The sequence below is a fragment of the Brucella pseudintermedia genome (assembly GCF_008932435.1).
In the GTDB taxonomy this organism is placed as follows: Bacteria; Pseudomonadota; Alphaproteobacteria; order Rhizobiales; family Rhizobiaceae; genus Brucella; species Brucella pseudintermedia.
Genome location: NZ_WBWE01000009.1, coordinates 1 through 17,684 on the forward strand (window position 1 = coordinate 1; position 17,684 = coordinate 17,684).

Genomic DNA, 17,684 nt, shown 5'->3' on the forward strand with positions numbered 1-17,684 from the left:
GTCAAAAATCTCACCCGCTCAACAAACCCGCGATCATCACTCAACCCGAAGGTCAAATCCTCATCAGCGCCTCGTCTGCGGTGCCGGGCTTCTAGATCAGTCAAACCAACCTGTCAACCACTTTTTTTAGAAGAAAATCACAAACTTAATCGAAGCTCTTTTCTTCCAACATCAACAGAACTTCCGCCCCGTCAACGTCGCCAGCCTACTCAAATCAAACATCGCTGCCCAACTCTTTCAACCAACTCCAAGGACGCATCAGCCTGCCGCTTGCGGCGCCGCCGCCCTCGTTGTGGAGGCGTATATAGGGGTGACCTCTCCTATCTGTCAACAGCATCGAAGAAGTTTTTTGATGTTTTTTTGACAGCTTTCCACAAGCCGTCGGATTTCCACGTATTGGACTTATATTATAGGGCCCTCATTGCCCCGCCAGTACGTGGGAGGGCCTTAAACCGGCCTTATTGCCTGAATAGCTTCTGCCCAAATCTGGTGACTGGCAATCGACAGGCCCTCCCGGGCGATTGTGGATATCGTAGTCCGGCAGGCTTGTCGTTGACTTACGTTTCTTCGGCAGGCAAAACTCGTTTACCCTTTAGGGACCCGTTTGGGAGCCTTCCGGCAGATTGGAAGACACCTTGATACCGGATTGGCGGCTTCTCCGCTTCTCCGGCAAACGATTTCAAGCACATTTTGTGCTGTCAGTTGTAAAGAAGGACCGGCTACAGCGGTATGAAAGAGATGGGGCCGAACAATCTCGATCCGGGTGACGAGCCCCCGCTCAGCGTGGGTGGACGGCGTCGTCCCCCGGATCGTCGTGAAGTTTCTGCCCGCTGGCTCGCCGGAACCTTCCTGACCGGTGTGACGTCATGCATGCTGATCGGTGTCGCGTTGTTCGCAGCTCTGGATGGGCGCGAACAGTTGGCCACCCCGCCCGAAATCCTTGCCCGAAACGATATGCCGGGCGCAACCGACGACATTGACATTACTAAGGGCGGGCGTCTGGTCAGCGCCGTTTCCCAGCAAAAACCGCGCGACCGGCGCCGTTTCGATCTTTCCACGATGCAGAAGGTGGGCGAGCGCGAGGTTATACGAAGCCGGCCATTCGAATTCGTCCGCATGGCCCTCGCCGTCGATCATCCGACGAACCGCAAATATCCGGCCTTCGACGCATTGACCGTATTCTCGGAAGGCCCGACGACCCCACAACCCGCCGATGCCGGCCAGATTTACGGCGCAAAGGTCGAAAGCGAAGTCAGCCTGCACGTCGTTGATTTCCCGATGAACAGCACGACTTTTGACGCTTCCAGCGACCTTACCGTCGACGAGGTCGAAAAGGTCGTGCGCGATACCGGCGGCCTCCTGACGGACGGCGACGTGCAGGTCGCCTCACTTCATTATGTCGACCCCGCCCGTTTTGGCGGTTCGGACTCTCCCTTCGCGCTCGGACCCGCGCTTGGCGTGAAGATTACGCAGGAGAATGTCAGCGTCGCACAGCGCGGCGATCAGGATACGGTCAGCGAAGGTTTTTCAGAAGAACTGATTCCTTTCCGCCAGACCGCCGAAATTACGCAGGCGCTCGAAGATGCGGGCTATACCGGCGACGAAGCCGGAAACATGGCCGATTCGCTTGCCAAGCTGATGAATTCCCCCCGGTTGAAGGAAGGCAGTGTCCTGCGGGTAGGCACAGAATCCCGTGACGGCGTGGACCGGATCGTGCGTGCCAGCATCTATAACCGCACCACCCATCTGGTAACAGTCGCCCTCAACGACCGCGGACAATATATACCGTCGGACGAACCGGAACAGACCCCGCTCCTGCAGACGGCTTTCGACGGCAATGCATTGCCAACGGCAATTCGTGGCAACCTGCCCAGTGTCTATGACGGGATCAGCCGGGCGGCGCTGGCCTATGGCATGTCGGAAACGATGCGCGAGCAGCTCATCAAGATGCTTGCAAGCGATGTCGACCTGCAATCACGTCTGTCGCCGAGCGACCAGATAGACGCATTCTTCTCACTGCCGGACGATCCGGATAAGCCCGAAGCCGATTCGCAGCTCCTCTATGTGGCGGCCAATTTTGGCGGGACAACCCGCAAATTCTATCGCTACCAGGCTCCGGACGGCAGCGTCGATTATTTTAACGGCGACGGAAAAAGCGCGAAGCAGTTCCTGTTGCGCAATCCGGTTCCCAATGGCGTCTTCCGCTCGCCATTCGGCATGCGCCGACATCCGATTCTCGGCTACAGTCGCATGCATACCGGCGTGGACTGGGCCGCGCCGCGCGGCACGCCGATCATTGCCGCCGGCAATGGTGTTGTGGAAAAAGCAGGCTGGACCAATGGCTACGGCAACCAAACCCTCATTCGCCATGCCAATGGCTATGTGAGCAGCTACAGCCACCAGAATGCGATAGCCCGCGGCGTTACGGCTGGCGCACGCGTGCGGCAGGGACAGGTGATCGGCTATGTGGGCTCGACGGGCCTTTCGACCGGTCCCCATCTTCACTACGAACTGATTGTGAACGATACCAAGGTCGATCCGCTGCGCATTCGCCTGCCGGACAACAAAGCGCTTTCCGGCAAGGAACTCGAAGCGTTCAAGCAGGAACGTGACCGCATCGACGCACTTTTGAACAGCGATGAGAACAGCACCAAGCTGGCTTCGAACGGATCGACCAAGAGCTGATAAAAGCCGGGGCGGTGCCCGGCTTTTTCTGTAATACTTATTCGGTAAATTCGACCGTCACGCCGGGCTTCACCAGCTTTGCCAGTTCTTCCGCATCCCAGTTGGTCAATCGCACACAGCCATGGCTCGACGTCTTGCCGATCCTCGACGGCTCAGGCGTGCCGTGAATGCCGTAGGTCGGCTTGGAAAGCGCAATCCAGACCGTGCCAACCGGGCCGTTCGGTCCGGGCGGAATGGTCAGAACCTTGTCGTTGTTACCCTGCTTGAAGTTGATCTTCGGATTATAGGTGTAATTCGGATTGATAGCGATACGTTCGACCTGAACGGTGCCGGACGGTGACGGGTTGTCCGACGAACCGATGGTCGAAGGATAGGCAACGACCAGCTTGCCGGTTTCGTCATAGCCGCGAACCTGCTTGCGCCCCTTGTCGGCAATGATGCGAGCCACTTTGGTCCGAACCGGCTTGCCGAGATTGGGAACCTTCACGACCGAGCCGGGCTGGTTGAAGTTGACGCCGGGATTGATCTCTTTCAGATAGGCCTCGTCGATATGAAACTTCTCGCCCAGCATTTCTGCGACCGATGTGTAGGCCATCGCAGGAAGCTGCGCCTTGTGGGCGTAATCTTCCGGAATGGAGGCGACGTATTGGCGCCCGACATCTTCGTTGGTGATGGTGTACTCGGTGAAAGCCGGTCCGCCCGTGGCTTCAAGCTCCGCGTTGACCGCTGCTTCGTCCGTAGGATTGATCGACTTGCCGGTCAGCTCGCCATAGGCAGCCGCGGCCTTGTCGACATTGCTTCCCGAACGACCGTCGATGACGCCGGGCGATGCGCCAGCACGGTCGAGAAGCACCTGATAGGCTGCAATCTTTGCTTTTGCGCCCTGCCCTTTCGGCATTTCGATGGCAGGAGCCATATCGCTCGGATTGGGCACACCGCGCGGCTGCTCATAACCGGGCTGGCCGTAATCCTGCTGGCCGTCATAGCGGGGGTCGACACTGGCTGAGTTGGTATTGTCCGGATACTGATCGCCCGCCGGTGGCAGTTCCGACCGCTGCACCTGTCCATCCCGGTTGCCGCGATATTGCGGCGCCGCCGGAGCATCAGGATAATAGTTCGGATCTTCGGGCACATTGCCGAAACCATCATAGGGCGCACCACCATCGACCGGGCCATCCAGCGTCCAGTTGTCGTCCGGTGGCGGCGCGCGACGAACCCGGCGGTCGTAGGCATTCGGATCGTAATTGTTGGCGTCCTCGACACTGAGGATACGCCCGCGACGATCCATGGTGATGCGACGACCATACTGGTCGATGAACACCCGCACGCGGCGATCGTGATAGATTTCTTCACCGGGATCATAAAGCTGCGCAAGCTGTACCGGGCGCTCAGTGACCATTGCAGACCTGCTTTCATCAGCGTGCGCAGGACCATTGACGGCAGTTGCCGCAACGGAACCAAACAAAGCGAAACGAAGCATGCGTATGTAATGCGCCATGAAGAATGCCCTGGGTGATCGAGAGATCATGGATGCCGCGAATATGGTTAATAACTGATTAGCTGATAAAGCAGATGCCAGATGAACTGGACATGAAAATGGCCGAGATCGGCGGAAAACCGGAAAACTTGTCAGGGCTTATGTGAAAAAGGCGCCGCAACCTGTCCGGTTGCGACGCCCCTGTCTTTCAACTCATGAACGTTCAGGCGTTCTCGCTGACCTTGTGGCTTTCATCTGCTTGCGCGCCACGGATCGGACGGAAGTTGAGCCTGTCCGAACCCGCCGTGATCTTGACGATGGAACCATCCAGAATATCGCCCAGAAGAATGCGCTCGGCCAGTGGGTCCTGAACTTCCTTCTGGATGACGCGCTTCAACGGACGCGCGCCATAGGCCGGGTCGTAACCCTTATTCGCCAGCCACTCGCGTGCATCCTCCTCGAGTTGCAGCACGATCTTGCGATCGCTCAGAAGCATCTGGAGACGCTGCATCTGGATATCGACAATCGCACCCATGTCCTCGCGGCGCAGCCGGTGGAACAGGATGATTTCATCGACGCGGTTCAGGAATTCCGGACGGAAGGCTGCCCGCACCACGCCCATCACTTCTTCACGCACCGATTCGACATCGTCCTTCTCGCCAAGATTGACGAGATATTCAGCACCGAGATTGGAGGTCATGATGATGACCGTATTGCGGAAATCGACCGTGCGGCCCTGCCCGTCGGTCAGGCGTCCGTCATCCAGCACCTGCAACAGCACGTTGAACACATCTGGATGCGCCTTTTCGATCTCGTCGAACAGGATCACCTGATAGGGCCTGCGGCGCACGGACTCCGTCAGAACGCCGCCTTCCTCATAGCCGACATAGCCGGGAGGCGCACCGATCAGCCGGCTCACGGAATGCTTTTCCATGAATTCCGACATGTCGATACGAACCATGGCCGTGTCGTCCTGGAAAAGGAACGCGGCGAGCGCCTTGGTCAGTTCCGTCTTGCCGACGCCTGTGGGGCCGAGGAAGATGAACGAACCGATCGGACGGTTCGGGTCCTGAAGTCCGGCACGCGCACGGCGAACAGCCTTCGAGATGGCCTGCACGGCTTCGCCCTGTCCGACGACGCGTTTTGCAAGCTCGTCTTCCATGCGCAGCAGCTTTTCACGCTCGCCTTCCAGCATTCGGTCAACCGGAATGCCCGTCCAGCGAGAAATGATCTGCGCAACGTGATCAGGCGTAACGGTTTCCTCAAGCAGGGAGCCTTTGTTCTCCTGACTTTCCGCTTCGACGAGCTGCTTTTCCAGTTGCGGAATTGTGCCATAGGCAAGCTCACCCGCCTTCTGGAATTCCCCGTTGCGCTGCGCAATGGCAAGAGCGTTGCGCGCCTCTTCAAGCTGGCGCTTGAGATCGGCGGCAAGCCCGAGCTTCTGCTTCTCCGCCTGCCATTTCGAGGTCAGTTCCGCCGATTCTTCTTCCAGATCGGTCAGCTCCTTTTCCAGGCGCTGGAAACGATCCTTGGAAGCCGCATCGGTTTCAACTTTCAGCGCTTCACGCTCGATCTTCAGCTGCATGATGCGGCGATCAATTTCATCGAGCTCTTCCGGCTTGGAATCGACCTGCATGCGCAGGCGCGACGCCGCCTCATCGACAAGATCGATGGCCTTGTCCGGCAGGAAGCGGTCGGTGATGTAGCGGTTCGACAAGGTTGCCGCTGCAACCAGAGCCGAATCCGAAACGCGCACCTTGTGATGCTGCTCGTATTTTTCCTTCAGGCCGCGCAGGATCGAAATCGTATCCTCAATGGTCGGTTCGTCCACGAATACCGGCTGGAAGCGGCGAGCAAGCGCTGCATCCTTCTCGACATATTTGCGGTATTCTTCCAGCGTCGTCGCGCCGACGCAGTGCAGCTCGCCACGCGCAAGGGCAGGCTTCAACAGGTTCGACGCATCCATCGCGCCATCGGACTTGCCCGCACCGACGAGCGTATGCATTTCATCGATGAACAGGATGATCTGTCCGGCAGCCGTCTGCACTTCCGAAAGCACTGCTTTCAGACGTTCCTCAAACTCGCCACGATATTTGGCACCGGCAATCAGCGCGCCCATGTCGAGCGCCATCAACTGCTTGTCCTTGAGCGATTCCGGCACGTCGCCATTGACGATGCGCAGCGCCAGACCTTCCGCGATTGCGGTCTTGCCGACGCCCGGCTCGCCGATCAGAACCGGATTGTTCTTGGTGCGGCGCGACAGAACCTGGATCGTGCGGCGGATTTCCTCGTCGCGGCCGATCACCGGGTCGAGCTTGCCCGAGCGCGCATCCTCGGTCAGATCGCGGGCATATTTCTTCAACGCATCATAATTGCTTTCAGCAGACGCCGAATCGGCGGTGCGGCCTTTGCGCATGTCGTTTATGACCTTGTTGAGCGCCGTCGGCGTCACACCGGCAGCGGAAAGAATTTCAGACGTCTTTGCGGATTTTTCCATCGCCAGCGCCGTAAGAAGGCGCTCGACAGTGACGAAACTGTCACCGGCCTTGCTGGCAAGCTCCTCGGCAAGCGAGAAGACCTTGGCAAGGGGCTGCGAAAGATAAAGCTGATCGTTGCCGCCCGACACTTTGGGCAGCTTTTCGAGCGCGGCCTGCAAGCCGATGCGCACATCGGCAATCCGTCCGCCTGCACGCTCGATCAGCGACGCGGCAAGTCCCTCGTCATCATCGACAAGAACTTTCAGCACATGTTCCGGCGTAAACTGCTGGTTGCCGGACGACAGCGCGAATGTTTGTGCAGACTGAATGAAACCGCGAACGCGTTCCGTGTATTTTTCGATATTCATGATGTCTCCTTTGCCTTCCGGCCCGTCATGCGGCACCAGAAGATTTATGGTGACGAAGCCCCCACATTGGGCGAGCTTCTTTCCAAGACAGATATGGGACGAGGCCCGGGTTTCGGCAAGGGTTACAGGCACTTGCAAAACCAAATAAAAATGGCGCGGAAACCGCGCCATTTTGAATTCAATCCGAAGAAGCAATCAAGCGTCGGAATTCGCCGTTTCCGTTACCGGCGTTTCGTCACCGCTATCCTTTGCGGCACGGCGCGGACGGCCCGGACGGCGCGTGGCGCGGCGCGGTGCTGCTTCTTCCGCCGGTGCTGCATCGGCAGCAGGAGCAGCCTCGGCGACAACCGGCGCTGCCTGCTCGGCAACGGCTTCAACCGGAGCCGGAGCCTCTTCAGCCGCTGGCTGAGCCTGCGTTTCCTGCGGCTGTTCGCCGGAACGCTCGTCAGCGTTGAAACGCTCACGCTGCGGACGGCGACCGCGACCGAGACGACGGTCGCGATTGTCGCGTTCACGCGGCTGCTGGCGACCTTCGCCGGATTTTACCGGTTCGCCGCTCTCTTCACCGTAGACAACCTCAGCTGGCGTGCCTTCGATAACCGGCTGCGGGCCGGAACCGTTGACGGGCTGCTGCACGGCGGCAGGCGTGAAACCTGCTTCCTCGTCGTCCGCGCCGTCATCGTCGAAGGTTTCTTCGCGCTGGAACGGCACCGGATTCTGCGCCATGGCAGCCATGATGATGCGATTGTAATGTTCAGCGTGCTGAAGATAGTTTTCTGCCATCACGCGATCGCCAGATGCCTGTGCGTCGCGGGCAAGTGCCGAGTATTTTTCTGCAATATGTTGCGCATTGCCGCGGATCTTCACATCCGGACCATTGCTTTCATAGTTGCGCGACAGAGGATTGGGGCCCTTGCGGTTATTGTTATTATTGTTATTCCCCCGTCCGCGCATGCGCCTGTTCTGCTGTGCTGGCCTCATATTCATCTCTTTTCAGATTAAAGGGCGTAGAAACTCCACAGCCATAAAAGCTGCCGGTTTCACGCTATCGAGCCATGGAGGAAGTACGCCCTAAAAACTTCCCACAAATCGACTGCTCCTGAGTTTGGCACACCCTTTGAAGGTCACCGAAACTCCGCGGTTGCATTAATGCATAACCATTCCGAAAAGCCGTGCTCTTCGAGATTATGCTTGAAAGTCGTGTACTTCCGTACAAGCCATCCCCAAAGAACCCTCCAGGGAGCATGACCAAAAATCGTCATGGAGCATTTCCGCCACCGCCCATCAGCGGGCAAAACCAATCTGGCTGTATACGGTGGCCGGAAACTAAACGGCTTCGCCGCAAATTCCAAGTGTTTTTTAGCGGTTCGCCGCATCAAAATTGCGTAATCGATCCGAGCGCGAAAAGCATGGCCCTTCTATGGCCACCGAGATCACTTGCATGTCCTGCGAGTGAAAAACCTGCGCTTTCGAACAGCGCTTCAACATCCTGGAATTGTCCGGCGCCGATCTCTACGGCAACCATTCCATCCCTATATAGGTGATCTGCCGCCTTCTGTGCAAGGGCCCGGTAGAAATTCAGCCCATCGGCGCCGCCATCGAGCGCTGCAAGCGGATCATGTTCACGCACTTCACGCGACAGTCCCGCGATGTCGTCATGCGGAATATAGGGCGGATTTGAGACGATGAGATGAAATCGGCCGCTTACATTCTGGAACCAGTCGCTTTTAAGCGCTGCGAAGCAGTCGCCCACCCCATTGGCAATAGCATTGATTCGCGCCATCGCCAGCGCGCCTTCCGCCATATCGAGACCGATGCCACGCGCACACTCGAAGCGGTGCAGAAGCGAGACGATGATCGCGCCCGTTCCGGTTCCCATGTCGAGGAGCTCAAGCGTACCCTCCTGCTCCGCAAGCACTTCCAGAGCCGGAATGACCAGTTCCACCAGCGCTTCCGTATCGGGACGCGGTTCCAGCGTTTCAGGCGAAAGCCGAAAAGGCAGCCCGAAAAATTCGCGCACGCCCATGATCCGATGAACCGGCTCGCCCTTTGCGCGCCGATCCAGCGCATCGGAAAGCGTCGCAATGGCGGCGGCATCCACCAGTTGCTCAGGCGCGGATATCAGATCGAGCCGCGTCTTGCCTGTCGCCCATTCGACCAGAAGCCGCGCGTCGATGTCCGGTGTGTCAAGGTCCGCCGCACGAAGCCTTGTCCGGGCATCGGCCATCAGGCTGTCGAGGCGCATCTCGCTCACCTTACTGGCCCAGTTCGGTAAGAAGTGCAGTCTGGTGATCGGAGATCAGCGCATCGACCAGTTCATCCAGATCGCCTTCCATGACCCTGTCGAGCTTGTAGAGCGTCAGGTTGATACGGTGATCGGTAACGCGACCCTGCGGGAAATTATAGGTGCGGATACGCTCGGAACGATCGCCCGAACCAACCTGGCTGCGCCGCGATTCCGACCGTTCGGTTTCGGCCTTCTGACGCTCCATGTCATAAAGGCGCGCGCGCAGGATCTGCATGGCGCGGGCGCGGTTCTGATGCTGCGATTTTTCAGCCTGCACCACCATGATGCCGGTCGGAATATGCGTAATGCGCACGGCCGAGTCGGTCGTGTTGACGTGCTGGCCGCCCGCACCTGATGCACGCATCGTATCGATACGGATATCCTCATTGCGGATTTCGATATCGATGTCTTCTGCTTCCGGCAAAACCGCGACCGTCGCGGCAGAGGTATGGATGCGCTCGCCAGCTTCCGTTTCGGGCACGCGCTGCACGCGGTGCACGCCTGATTCGAACTTGAGCTTGGAGAACACGCCCTTGCCCGAAACGGTAGCAATGATTTCCTTGTAGCCCCCGGCATCGCCTTCGCTGGCCGAGACCAATTCAACCCGCCAGCCCTTTTCGGCGGCATAGCGCTCGTACATGCGGAACAGGTCACCAGCAAAGAGCGCGGCTTCCAGACCGCCGGTGCCGGCGCGAATTTCGAGGATCGCATTCTTCTCGTCGGCAGCATCCTTGGGCAGAAGCAGTATCTGGACTTCCTGCTCCAATGTCTCAATGCGCTTTTCGACTTCCGGCAGCTCTTCCAGCGCCAGCGCGCGCATCTCTGCATCCGTGGCCGCATCGTCACGCATCGCCGCCAGATCAACTGCTTCCCTGCGGACGTCGGTCAGCTCGCGAATCTTGCCGACCACCTCCTGCAATTCGGAATATTCCGATGCAAGCTTCACATAGGTTTCCGAATCCGGATTGTTGGCCATCTGGCTTTCGATCATGGAGAACCGCTTCAAGAGCTGGTCCATCCGGTCCTGCGGCAATGCGATCATGTTATGTCCTAAAAATTGTCAGCAGCCTGCGAGAATGCAGAACGAAACGCCGTGCTATCCTGCACCGCGACCGTTTGGTCAGGTCAATCTGCTTCGCTATAACGGAATATCGTTGTCTTCGGCAAATCTCATCAGCAGTTCGCGGAGCGAATGCGCGCTGTTGGGCTTGTCCAGCTCTTCCTTCAGCAAGGCGGTGAGCTTGTCCGCATCCAGCGCGCCAAGCATGGCCTTGACCGGACCGATCGCCGCTGCCGACATAGAAATCGACCGGAAGCCGATACCGACCAGCGCCATGGCGGGAAGCGGCCTGCTGGCCATTTCACCGCACAGGGTCACCGGCTTGCCATGGCGATTGCCGGTCTCGACGATGTGGCGCAGCGCGCGCAGGAATGCGGGCGAAAGCTGGTCAAAGCGACCTGACATCAGCGAATTGCCGCGATCCGTCGCCATCAGGAACTGGAACAGATCGTTCGAGCCGACGGAAATGAAATCGACAAGCGACATCAGTTCCTCAAGCTGCCAGAGCAGCGACGGCACCTCGACCATCGCCCCGAGCTTCAGGCACATCGGCAACTGATGAGCAAAACGCGACAGGTGACGGACCTCCCGGTCGATGATCTCGCGCGCGGCCTTCACCTCGCTCACTTCCGTGATCATCGGCAGCAGAATTTTCAGCTCGCGCCCGCCCGCCGCCTTCAAAAGCGCCCTAATCTGGGTGCGCAGCAGGCCCGGACGATCAAGCGTCAGGCGAATGGCGCGCCAGCCAAGCGCCGGATTTTCTTCCTGCACGGTCGAACTGAAATAGGGAAGAACCTTGTCTCCGCCGATATCCAGCGTCCGGAAAGTCACCGGCTTGTCGCCTGCCGCCTCGATGACCGAGCGATAGAGGCGTTCCTGCTGCTCGGCGCGCGGGAAAGTGGAAGCCACCATGAACTGAAGCTCGGTGCGAAACAGGCCGATACCCGCCGCACCCGATGCCGACAGCTGCGGCAGATCGACGAGAAGCCCTGCATTCATCAGGAGCGAGATGTCGACGCCGTCCTTCGTGACGGAGGGCTTGTCCCGCAATTCGCGATAATGGGCCTGACGCCGTGCCCGGAAGCGAACCTTTTCGGCATAAGCCGTTTCCAGATCGGCTTGCGGGCGCAGATGCATGATGCCTTCATCGCCGTCGACAATGGCCGCATCGTTGTTTTCAGCCATGGACACAACGCCCTTGGCCTGACCGACGACGGGGATGCCCATGGCGCGGGCAACGATCACCACATGGCTCGTGGCCGCGCCATCTTCAAGAACAACACCGCGCAAGCGCTCGCGCGGATAGTCCAGAAGTTCGGCGGCTCCCATGGACCGGGCGACGATGATCGCGTCCTTGACCAGTGATTCGGCGATGGTCTTGATGTCATGGCCCATAAGCTGGCGCAGCAGACGGTTCGCAAGATCGTCGAAATCCGACAGGCGCTCGCGCATATAGGGATCGGTCAGGTGCACCATGCGCGCGCGCGTGTCGCTCTGTACCTTTTCGACCGCCGCCTCGGCGGTCAGGCCGTTATGGATGGCTTCTTCCAGCCGCCGCACCCAGCCGCGGTCATGGGCAAACATGCGATAGGCTTCCAGCACTTCGCGATGCTCGCCTTCCACCGCCACGTCGCGGCGCGAGAGCATGTCATCGATGGATATGCGCAACGAGCCGAGCGCTTCGTCCAGCCGGTTCAGTTCCGCCTGGCTGTCCTCGTTGAAAAGATTGGTGACGACGATGCGCGGCTCATGCAACACCACATGGCCAAGGCCGATGCCGTCGTTGAAAGCATGTCCTGTCACGCTCATCGGGCGACCGAGATCGAGCTCTATGCCCGGGCGAGCCAGACGCAGACCGTCGCCGGTCGCGATGATTTCGGCAAGGACCATGGCGGTGGTTTCAAGTGCTTCAACCTCGTCTTCCCGATACGCCCGCTTGGTCTTGTTCTGGACGACAAGAACGCCCAAAGTGCGGCCAGCGCGAAGGACGGGGACGCCAAGGAAGGAATTATAGGCCTCTTCACCTGTTTCCGGCAGATAGGCGAAGGCCGGATGGCTTTGCGCATCGGTCAGGTTGAGCGGACGGGCGCTTGCGGCAATCGTGCCGACGAGACCCTGGCCGAGACGAAGTTGGGCGAGGTGAACAGCCTGCGGATTGAGACCCTCGGTAGCATAGAGTTCGAGAACGCCATCGGCGCGCAATATATAGAAGGAGCAGACTTCCGCGACCATGTTCTGCGCGATTTCACGGACGATCCGGTCGAGGCGCGCCTGCGGTTCCAGCGGCTCCGCCATCAATTCGCGCAGCCGCTTGAGCAGTACGCGGGGACCGGTTGTCAGCTCACGCATGATCGTCGGGGGCTCCTTTCAGCTTGCTGGCACGCCTTCGCCAGCCGATTCCCAATACCTGCCCGCGATGCGTTACGCCAATCCCTTTGTGAGCATTTTTGACACCCGCGTCCAGAACAAATAGTCGCGCATGGCAAAATGTTGCAATGCCGCGCACCCTTTCGGCTGCGCGGCATTGCTCAAAAGCGGATGCTAATCCTGTTGATTATTTGTCGAGACCGTAGACCGCGTGCAGTGTGCGAACGGCGAGTTCCGCATATGGACCGTCGATCAGGATCGAAATCTTGATTTCAGACGTCGTGATGGCGCGAATATTGATGCCTTTTTCGGCAAGCGCCTTGAAGGCGGTCGCAGCAACGCCGGCATGGCTGCGCATACCGATGCCGATGACGGAAATCTTGGCGAGGCCGGTTTCCGACTGGATATTGTCAAAGCCGATCTCGCCCTTGACCTTGTCCAGCACCTTCAGCGCCTTGTCGATGTCGCCGGTCGGAATGGTGAAGGTCATGTCGGTCTTGGAGCCGTCTTCCGACACGTTCTGCACGATCATGTCGACATTGATGTGCTCTTCGGCGAGCGGTCCGAAAATTGCCGCCGATACGCCCGGCCGGTCGGCCACGCGCCGCAGCGAAATCTGAGCTTCATCCTTCGCAAAGGCGATACCTGTGACGACCTGCTGTTCCACGATTTCATCCTCGTCGCAAATAAGGGTTCCGGGCGGGTTGATCGGATCACCCATGCCCGGCGCATCTGGGTCCGTAAAGCTCGAGCGCACGAAAGTGCGTACTTTGTGCACCATGGCGAGTTCGACCGAACGCACCTGCAAGACCTTGGCGCCGAGCGACGCCATTTCCAGCATTTCCTCGAAGGAAATCTTCGAAAGACGCTTCGCCTTCGGCTCCAGGCGCGGATCGGTGGTGTAGACGCCATCCACATCCGTATAGATATCGCAGCGATCAGCCTTCACACCGGCCGCAATGGCGACGGCAGACGTATCCGAACCGCCGCGTCCAAGCGTTGCCACGCGATTGTCCGGGCCGAGCCCCTGGAAACCGGCGACAACTGCAACCTGTCCCATTTCCATGCGGCGGATGATTTCCGTACCGTCGATTTCCTGAATACGGGCGGCGCCGTGGGCGTTGTCGGTCTTGATCGGAATCTGCCAGCCCTGCCACGAACGCGCATCGACGCCGATGGACTGAAGCGCAATCGCCAGAAGACCGCTCGTCACCTGCTCACCGGAAGCGACGATGGTGTCGTATTCGCGGGCATCATAAAAGGGAGAGCTTGCGCCGCAGACTTTCGGCATGTTCTGCACCCAGCCGACCAGCTCGTTGGTCTTGCCGGACATGGCCGAAACGACGACGGCAACCTGGTTGCCCGCCTCGACCTCGCGTTTGACGTGGCGCGCCACATTATAGATGCGTTCCAGATCGGCCACCGAGGTGCCGCCGAATTTCATCACGATGCGCGCCATTTAAGGTTACGTCCCGCTGTTTAGAAAAATTACACTCTTGCCTGCCCAAACCTTATATTGTTGCGACAGGCAAACCCGGGGTCACATAGCTAAAATACGGTAGTTCCGCAAGGCCGCGATTCGCATCGGAGCTTTCGAGAGTGAATTTGATTTGTTCCCCGACTTTGGAGTACTACCTTGAAAGCAGAACTGCACGCTTCCGCCGCTGGAGAATGAAATGACCGAGACAGCCCGCACCACCATCGACGCTTCGGAAATCGAGCATTTTTCGCGCATCGCTGCGGAGTGGTGGAACCCGCAGGGCAAGTTTCGCCCCTTGCACAAGTTCAACCCGACGCGGCTTGCCTATATCAAGGAAAAGATCTGCGCCAAGTTCAATCGCGATCCCAATGCGCCGCGCCCCTTTAAAGGCCTGCGCCTGCTCGATATTGGGTGCGGCGGCGGGCTTCTCTGCGAACCGATGGCGCGTCTTGGCGCAACCGTGATCGGAGCGGATGCCTCCACCACGAACATTGAGGTGGCGAAAATCCACGCGGCACAAAGCGGCGTCGAGGTGGACTACCGCGCAACGACAGCGGAAGCGCTGGCCGAAGCCGGTGAAAAATTCGATGTGGTGCTGAACATGGAAGTGGTCGAGCATGTTTCCGATGTCGACCTGTTCATGTCGGCAACGAGCGAAATGGTGAAGCCCGGCGGACTGATGTTCGTCGCCACCATCAACCGCACGCTGAAAGCCTATGGCCTCGCCATCATCGGCGCGGAATATGTCCTGCGCTGGCTGCCGCGCGGCACGCACCAATATGAGAAACTGGTGCGCCCGGAAGAGCTGGAAGCTGCCCTTGCGAAAGGCGGCCTGCGGCTCATCGACAAGCTTGGCGTGACCTATAATCCGCTGGCCGACAGCTGGAACCGCTCCCGCGATACCGATGTGAACTATATGGTTCTGGCCGAACGGCCCGTTTGATCTGTCTTGCTCTCAGCCTCTTTGCGCGCGCGTTGTCATGGCAACGCCTGCACAGATGACCAGCGCACCGATCCAGGTCAGCGGCGGATAGTGTTCGCCCAGGAACAGGGTTCCGGAAATCAGTCCCAATGCGGCCGCGACATAGCCGATCTGGCTGAGATAGACCGGCCCACCAACCGCCTGTAGCCGGAAGAACAGGGCGAACATGCCCGCCGATGCAATCGACTGAACAAGGGCAGCCCACGGCGCAAAAGTGAGTGTTTCGATCGGAAACTGGCCTGTGAGCAGGACTATACCGGCACAAAGCATCAGCGCAGACGCCAGATGGCTTCCGGCGGCAAGCTCGGTCGGGTCGGAATTTTTCGGCCAGTCGAGCGTGCGATAGACATTGCCAATCGCCAGAAACACCGGAATGAGCAATGCGGCGGCGATCCATAGCGGATCGGCAGGCTTTCCCACTTCACCGCGCGTCATCGCCACCATCACCGCGCCGATAAAGCCCATAGCTATACCGCCGATCCCCAGCGCATTGGGGCGCCGCAACCCGAACCCCATCGACAGGACAAGCGTGATCACCGGCGAGAGCGTATACATGATGCCGGTAAAACCTGCGCCAAGCCGCGGAATAGCGGAAAGAATGAGGAGGTTGGGCAGGGCATAGGAGATGAAGGCGGTGCAGATATAATAACGCAGCCGCCCGCCTGAAAAGCCGATCTTCTTTCGCTGCAAACGAAGAACGGCGAACAGAATAATTCCGGCACTTGCCGAGAACAGAAAGGTCCAGATTGCGGGCGGGATACCCGCCTGCGCCGCGATCTTGCCAAGCGGCAGAATGAGACCAAGCAAAGTGCCGGTTGCGATCAGCAAAAAAGGCGCAGAATCCATCAGTTTCATGCGCCTCGTCTCCGTGCGGCAATCAGTTCTTGTCTTCAGGGAACACCGGCAGCGGCAGGACGTCGACACCGTCTTCAAGCAGCGAATGCACATCTTCGCGGGAGGCTTCGCCGTATATGCCACGCGTTTCGGTTTCGCCGAAATGAATCTTCCGGGCTTCCTCGGCAAATTTATCGCCGACATAGTCCGCATTCTCGCGAACCTTCCGGCTCAATTCCCGCATTTCATCCAATATCTGCTTCTGCTTGTCACCCAGCGCCATGGCAATCTTTTCCTTGCTGCGGCTTGTCGAAACAGCCGGCGCCATCAGCGATTTCTGGACAGCTTGCGAATCGCATACCGGGCAAGCGACAAGCTTCATTTTCGACTGCCGGTCGAAATCGGCATTGTCGCGAAACCAGCCCTCGAATTCATGGCCCTGATCGCAATGAAGCGAAAAGCGGATCATGGACTTATGCATCCTCATTCTGTTTGGCGGTTACCGTCTTCACGGTGAACTCGCGAGCATTCTTCAAATTCGGCACCTTGCCGCGCGCCGCAGCACTTTCGGCCACATCGATATCGGCAACGATCAGAGCCGGTTCGTCATGATTGGCTTCGGCCAGCACCTTGCCCCACGGCGAGACGATGATCGAATGACCATAGGTTTCGCGCCCGTCCTCATGCAGGCCGCCTTGCGCGGCCGAGATCAGGAATGCGCCATTTTCGATAGCCCGCGCACGCTGCAAAACGTGCCAGTGTGCCTCGCCGGTCTGCTTCGTAAATGCGGCTGGACCGGTGATCACATTGGCGCCGGCCAGTGCCTGCGCGCGGAACAATTGCGGAAAACGGATATCGTAACAGATCGCCATGCCCAGATTTGCAAAAGGCAATTGGGCAACAACGGTTTCCCTGCCCGGCTCATAGGTCGCCGATTCGCGCCAGCTTTCGCCATTGTCCAGATCGACATCGAACATGTGGATCTTGTCATAGGTTACGAGCTTTTCACCTGAGGGCGTGAAAATTCCAGCGCGATTGGCGATCTTGCCATCCCCCGCGTCAATAGCCGTCGAACCGATGTGCAGGAAGATGCCGTGCTTCGCCGCCAACGCCGAAGCCGCCCTGAAAACAAGGTCGTTGGCTTCATCGCGAAGGCTCGCCTTGAAGGCAACCCGATCGCGCATCATGGCGCCGGTCATCTCCGGCGATTGCACATAAGCCGCGCCCTTTGCCGCTGCCTCGGCGACAAATTTCTCAAGGGCCTCGACGTTGCGCACGACGTCGGTGCCCGAACGCATCTGTATTGCGGCAGCGCGGAACGTGCTCATCGGTTTCTCCTATAACCTCAGTTCAGTTGACCAGTCTTGAGCAGGCCATCCAGTTTGCCCTGATCTTCCAGCGCGTAAAGATCATCGCAACCGCCAACGTGAACCGAACCGACGAAAATCTGGGGGAACGTATTGCGGCCCGAACGCTGCTGCATTTCGGCGCGCAATTCCGGTGTTGCGCCCGCATTGATTTCGTTGAATTCCACGCCCTTGCGGGCCAGCAATTCCTTGGCCCTAGTGCAATAAGGGCAACCGGGGCGCGTGTAGATGGTAACGTCAACCATGAAAAACTCCATTCTTTGTCCCCTATATAAGCAGCAAAGCTGCTATCTGGAAGTC

The 17,684-nt window shown here is 58.7% G+C and carries 13 protein-coding genes; 2 read left to right on the plus strand and 11 right to left on the minus strand.

Annotated features, from left to right (window positions below; genetic code table 11):
• Positions 1-729 precede the first annotated feature (729 nt).
• A complete protein-coding gene (locus F9K78_RS12515) occupies positions 730-2,685 on the plus strand; it encodes a M23 family metallopeptidase (protein ID WP_121984868.1) in 1,956 nt (651 codons plus the stop codon).
• Between the two features lie 37 nt (positions 2,686-2,722).
• Here the strand turns inward: F9K78_RS12515 and F9K78_RS12520 are convergent, their stop codons facing one another.
• The 7 genes from F9K78_RS12520 to F9K78_RS12550 all read right to left on the minus strand — a co-directional run bounded on the left by F9K78_RS12520 (position 2,723) and on the right by F9K78_RS12550 (position 14,180).
• Positions 2,723-4,165 carry a L,D-transpeptidase gene (locus tag F9K78_RS12520; protein WP_376903298.1) on the minus strand — a complete coding sequence of 481 codons (1,443 nt, stop codon included), beginning with the start codon at positions 4,163-4,165 and terminating at the stop codon, positions 2,723-2,725.
• A 220-nt stretch (positions 4,166-4,385) separates the two neighbouring features.
• A complete protein-coding gene (gene clpB, locus F9K78_RS12525) occupies positions 4,386-7,007 on the minus strand; it encodes an ATP-dependent chaperone ClpB (RefSeq protein WP_121985001.1) in 2,622 nt (873 codons plus the stop codon).
• 195 nt (positions 7,008-7,202) lie between these two features.
• Positions 7,203-7,988 carry a DUF4167 domain-containing protein gene (locus tag F9K78_RS12530; RefSeq protein WP_121982391.1) on the minus strand — a complete coding sequence of 262 codons (786 nt, stop codon included), beginning with the start codon at positions 7,986-7,988 and terminating at the stop codon, positions 7,203-7,205.
• Positions 7,989-8,382: 394 nt separating this feature from the next.
• Positions 8,383-9,252 (minus strand): peptide chain release factor N(5)-glutamine methyltransferase, encoded by an 870-nt coding sequence (prmC, locus tag F9K78_RS12535; protein WP_121984870.1) that lies wholly within the window; start codon positions 9,250-9,252, stop codon positions 8,383-8,385.
• Between the two features lie 10 nt (positions 9,253-9,262).
• Entirely contained in the window at positions 9,263-10,336 is a 1,074-nt protein-coding gene (prfA, locus tag F9K78_RS12540) for a peptide chain release factor 1 (RefSeq protein WP_121984871.1), read from the minus strand.
• Between the two features lie 96 nt (positions 10,337-10,432).
• Positions 10,433-12,703: a phosphoenolpyruvate--protein phosphotransferase gene (gene ptsP, locus F9K78_RS12545; RefSeq protein WP_121982299.1), complete on the minus strand. Its 2,271-nt coding sequence runs from the start codon at positions 12,701-12,703 to the stop codon at positions 10,433-10,435.
• A gap of 205 nt (positions 12,704-12,908) precedes the next feature.
• Positions 12,909-14,180 carry an aspartate kinase gene (locus F9K78_RS12550; protein ID WP_121982300.1) on the minus strand — a complete coding sequence of 424 codons (1,272 nt, stop codon included), beginning with the start codon at positions 14,178-14,180 and terminating at the stop codon, positions 12,909-12,911.
• 217 nt (positions 14,181-14,397) lie between these two features.
• Between F9K78_RS12550 and ubiG the strand changes: the two genes are divergently transcribed.
• Positions 14,398-15,144 carry a bifunctional 2-polyprenyl-6-hydroxyphenol methylase/3-demethylubiquinol 3-O-methyltransferase UbiG gene (gene ubiG / locus F9K78_RS12555; protein ID WP_121984872.1) on the plus strand — a complete coding sequence of 249 codons (747 nt, stop codon included), beginning with the start codon at positions 14,398-14,400 and terminating at the stop codon, positions 15,142-15,144.
• Between the two features lie 12 nt (positions 15,145-15,156).
• Here the strand turns inward: ubiG and F9K78_RS12560 are convergent, their stop codons facing one another.
• Genes F9K78_RS12560 through grxC form a run of 4 tightly spaced genes read right to left on the minus strand, consistent with a single transcriptional unit; the run spans position 15,157 to position 17,629 of the window.
• Positions 15,157-16,038, minus strand: coding sequence for a DMT family transporter (locus tag F9K78_RS12560; protein WP_121984873.1), 882 nt, complete (start codon positions 16,036-16,038; stop codon positions 15,157-15,159).
• Between the two features lie 22 nt (positions 16,039-16,060).
• Positions 16,061-16,486, minus strand: a complete 426-nt coding sequence (locus tag F9K78_RS12565; RefSeq protein WP_121985002.1) for a DUF1178 family protein — start codon at positions 16,484-16,486, stop codon at positions 16,061-16,063.
• 4 nt (positions 16,487-16,490) lie between these two features.
• Complete coding sequence (locus tag F9K78_RS12570; protein ID WP_121984874.1) at positions 16,491-17,345, minus strand: carbon-nitrogen hydrolase family protein; 855 nt, start codon at positions 17,343-17,345, stop codon at positions 16,491-16,493.
• A 17-nt stretch (positions 17,346-17,362) separates the two neighbouring features.
• Positions 17,363-17,629 carry a glutaredoxin 3 gene (gene grxC, locus F9K78_RS12575; RefSeq protein WP_121982393.1) on the minus strand — a complete coding sequence of 89 codons (267 nt, stop codon included), beginning with the start codon at positions 17,627-17,629 and terminating at the stop codon, positions 17,363-17,365.
• Positions 17,630-17,684: the final 55 nt, after the last annotated feature.